This is a genomic window from Haloferax sp. s1 (assembly GCF_058382125.1).
On sequence record NZ_JBZRPK010000393.1, the window covers coordinates 1 to 4050 of the forward strand.

General features: G+C 58.1%; 4 protein-coding genes and 1 pseudogene. 4 read left to right on the forward strand and 1 reads right to left on the reverse strand.

The window, feature by feature from the left end; translation table 11 throughout:
* The 4 genes from QT222_RS05080 to QT222_RS05095 all read left to right on the forward strand — a co-directional run.
* Positions 1-1364, forward strand: a 1364-nt coding sequence (locus QT222_RS05080; RefSeq protein WP_491476515.1) for a hypothetical protein, incomplete at its 5' end; no start/stop codon positions are given.
* 356 nt (positions 1365-1720) lie between these two features.
* Positions 1721-2248: a GNAT family N-acetyltransferase gene (locus QT222_RS05085; RefSeq protein ID WP_491476516.1), complete on the forward strand. Its 528-nt coding sequence runs from the start codon at positions 1721-1723 to the stop codon at positions 2246-2248.
* 107 nt (positions 2249-2355) lie between these two features.
* The gene (locus tag QT222_RS05090) at positions 2356-2700 is read left to right on the forward strand and encodes a hypothetical protein (protein WP_004059311.1); all 345 of its coding nucleotides are present in this window, start codon (positions 2356-2358) and stop codon (positions 2698-2700) included.
* A 95-nt stretch (positions 2701-2795) separates the two neighbouring features.
* Positions 2796-3695 (forward strand): DUF7537 family lipoprotein, encoded by a 900-nt coding sequence (locus QT222_RS05095; RefSeq protein ID WP_491476517.1) that lies wholly within the window; start codon positions 2796-2798, stop codon positions 3693-3695.
* Between the two features lie 35 nt (positions 3696-3730).
* Here the strand turns inward: QT222_RS05095 and QT222_RS05100 are convergent.
* Positions 3731-4050: pseudogene (locus QT222_RS05100) on the reverse strand (hypothetical protein); the annotation flags it as partial.

Below are 4050 nucleotides of genomic sequence, written 5' to 3' on the forward strand. Positions count from 1 at the left end.
CTATAGACCAAGCACGGATCGGCGCCGGGTTCTCCGATTCGACAAAACACATTCCTGAGGGCGGACTACCATTCACGACTGAGGAAAAAGTCGAAATCTGGGTGGATTCGGCCAACGGCGACGATTCAAACGAGGGGACGGAGTCGAATCCAGTGCAGACGATTGCCGAGGCGTGGGATCGGGTCGCTGCGTTACAGATGAACCACCCGTTTGCTGTCAAAGTCAAACCTGGGACCTACGATGGCCCGTTACCGCGACTTCCGCCCCTGATATTCGCGGGCCACGAACCACATACAGGGCCGTTCTCGCTGCTTCAGGGCCAGGGCTCAAGCCCCTCGGACGTTGTCGTCAAAACCGGCCTTGAACCCGCGGTGTGGTGTGTCGAAGTCGACGACGCGCTCCTCGAGAATTTCCAGATGGATGCGTCGCTCCGCCCGAAAGGCGGGCACTTCAAAGTCAAAGACATTGTCTTCACGGGGAACGCCACAGAGGAACTCACGCAGGGGTCGGCGGTCAAATCCCATAACACGTGCAAAGTCCAGATGCGGAACTGCGAGTTCCAGAACGGCCTTGACCACGCCGTCAAACTCTCTCTCGGCGGTGAGATTTACCTCTACAAGCCGTCTGGCAACGTCTCGAAAGAGGCGCTCGTCCCCGAAAAAAGCGGCCGGGTCTATATGATGCAAGACACTGAAGGGTTCGGCGGTGACCGCGGCCTCTACTCGGCAAAAACGTCGGGGCAACTAATCGCGGAGGACGGGCGGGTCTACCAGCATGACCGCTACCTGTCGGACGACTTTGCCGACGGCCGCATCCAGGATCGAATGCAAACCCAGACGTTCGGATACCGGCCGGAGTGGACTATCGAAAACGGTTCCGCGTCCGCGGATCTGGGGGCGATGGTTATCCCTGCGGGCGATACGACGACGCAAAATGTCTCGCACACCCCGCAGGGAGGCTTGCGGATGGTGAACGGCGAATGGGTCTGGGAGTTTGCCTTTCAGTCGTCGGCCTCAACCAGTGCGCTCTCGCTGTATCAAACCTGGGTCGATGGCAACAATCGGCGGCGCGTCGTCGTGAAGGCCAACGGCGATATCAAATGCATCCGGGAGGATGGCGGCACCGCGACGACGGAGATTTCCGGGACGTGGGACAACGACACCAACCGACACACGGTTCGACTGGTTCGGTCGGAGGACATCGACGGCAACGGCAACGCTGGCGTCGAGCTGCTGTATGACGGGGCGTCGATTGGCGTGGATACGAACACCTGGAAGCCCGATGTGACAGCGTACCCGGAGACGCGAATCATCAGCGGGGTGGATGCCGAGGTAAGAATCCATCGTGTGGACCTCCAGAAGTGAAGTGCTAGGAACGCACTGAGCGGCTGATTCTCTTTTTCCACCCCTGTAATTAACCCGCGATGACCCCCCGCACCGTCACCATCCCTGACGCCGTCGACTCACGGAGCGAGCCCCCAACTGACATCACCGGCCCCGCGACGTGAAGAGGGGCCCTCGCGGCCGACCACCAACCCTCAGAGACTCATGAATGCGACTTCGAAAAGCACGGGCGTTAGCGGGGCTGGTCTTCGCAGCGGCGTTCGCCATCGCGTTGCTCGCCGACGTCCTCTTCCCGACGACAGCACAGCACACCGGCAACTCTCCATTAACCTTCGAAGCCCCCAAACAAATTTCAGTTCTATCAAACAAATTACATTATGCCCGGAGCCGCGTTTCTTCACGGGGACACAGTCACGCTTCGAACCATCGAACGGGAGGACATCGACTTCCTCCACGAGATGATCAACAACCCCGATTTATGGCAGGGGTTCGGCGCTCCGAACCCTCGAAGCCGACACACAGTAGCCCAACAGTTTGAGGAACAAAATACGGACGTCGAACTGCTCATTTGCCGCGATGAAGCGCCAGCGGGGAGAGTCAGACTCGTAGATATTGACAAAGACTGGGGGAACGCCGAACTCACGTGTTACGTGGCTCCGGAGTTCCACGGTCGAGGATTGGCCACCGAAGCCTGCCAGTTGCTCATCGGATACGGATTCGACCACTTGCCAGTTACCAAAATCGTGGCTCGGATTTTCGATTCGAACCGGGCTTCGCGTGGGCTGGCCGAGAAACTCGGCTTCACACACGAAGGGACGCTTCGTAACCACGTCTACCACAACGGGCGACACCTCGACTTGCACCACTACGGACTGTTAGCGGAGGACTGGCGGGTGGAGACGTAACTCTCGTCTCTCTTTGTAGGTGTCAATACCCCATCTCAACGGTTTGACTGCACGACCGGCCCACTTCTGAGAAAACTATTAACTAACCAACAGACGTATCACAACATATGATGCCCTCCTACTCGAAAGCGAACATCCTCAGAGGAGCGTCAGTCGCAGCCGCAGCACTCCAAACGATATTTCTCGTGGCCCTGCTTCCACAACCCGGCTATCAAACATCGCGACTCGTTCTGTTCGCGGTCGTTATCGGGTTGGGATGGGTTGGTGCCGCTGGCGCAGTCCGGAATCGATTCGCCCTAACTGTCGGCAGTGCTCTTGGGCTGTTCCTCCTCGGCTTCTGGCAGTTCACCATCGGACTGGTCATGCTGCCGACGGCGGCGATTTTCCTCGTGACCGCGCTCCTCACCCGCGGAGAGTCGGAGACCCAATCGAAACCGGCAGCTGTCTGCTGAGGAACCTCACCCGAGAACGACACGAGAGTCCGTTTTGCGTCCACGGTGTTGAGGTAGCCACAAGACATTCCTTGAGTTGTTAGAAATTTGTCTTTATGCGCTCTCGCTGGTCAGCACTCGCCGCCCTCAGTATCGTCCTCCTTGCCGGTTGTTCCGGCTTTGGCTTCGGTCCCGGTTCACCGACGACAGACACGGCGACACCCGCAAACACAACTTCGACGACAACTCCCAACACAGCTACAACGACGACCACGACTGCGACGACTACAGCAGAGGAGTCCGCCCAATTCCCGCCGGGAATAACTGCTGACGGTGTCGAAGAACCGTTTACAGTATCGGGTGCCCACGAAACTATTCTCCAAGAGTCGTCCTACTCAGTGCAGGAAGTTTCCGAAATCAGCTATGCGGAGAATGGAACGGTATACACCCGTAACACGGTCTCGACACAGGTCTCATCGACTGAGAACCGCTTCCTGTTCAATTCGACTATGGAGGGGTCGTTCCCACGGTCCGGCAACGAAACGAACGGCACGGTCGCCCACTATTCAAACGGGTCTGTCGCGTTCCGAAAAATCGAGACGGGACAGAATAGCACGTACGGAATCATTGCGGGCCCGAGCGGGCAAACCGTCCCCCCGTCGGAGGTCTCTCGCGGCACACCGCTCAACAATGGGTGGATCCCGGTTCTCCTTGCGGGATTTTCGAACGACTCAGTCACGAAGCAGGACGAATCGACCTATCGCGTCACTGCGACATCGTTTAAAAGCGATTCACTGGAAGTCGTCGGACTGATGGTGACGAACGTTACGGCCGCCAATCTCACAGCGACGGTCACTGCGGACGGACTCGTCAAAACGTATCAGCTATCATTTCAGGGAACGCTGAACGGCGACGAGGTGAACGTGACAGAACAGGCCACCTACTCAGATATCGGGTCGACGACGGTGGAACAGCCATCGTGGTACGACCGGGCTGTCGCTAATTCGTCGAACTGACTGAAGGAGACGGTTTCGTCATTCCTGCGGGATTTTCACTCGACAAACAACCGGATATCCTCGACAATCGGTCCCTCACACTCCGTCGGAATTTCGTCGAACCATCTGAGGTCCTGTAGCGCTTCGCCGTCGAGTTCAGGGTTCGAAGCGACTGGACACCCTTCCACGGGCACCGCTCGGCAGACGACGTTGTATATCGTGGTTTGCTGGTCCGTCCCTTCCTTTTGGAAGTCGATACGGCGGACTCGCTCCGGGCAGTCGACTTCGACGGGAACGCCAATCAACGACTGCACTCCTTCGCGGGCAGTCGCCACCCAATCGTCGCCCGGTTCGGCCGGGAAGGCGGTGAGTGTCC

Coding starts and splice junctions, on each gene's coding strand:
- QT222_RS05090 (WP_004059311.1), top strand. CDS start 2,356: ATGATGCCCTCCTACTCGAAAGCGAACATCCTCAGAGGAGCGTCAGTC.
- QT222_RS05095 (WP_491476517.1), top strand. CDS start 2,796: ATGCGCTCTCGCTGGTCAGCACTCGCCGCCCTCAGTATCGTCCTCCTT.
- QT222_RS05085 (WP_491476516.1), top strand. CDS start 1,721: ATGCCCGGAGCCGCGTTTCTTCACGGGGACACAGTCACGCTTCGAACC.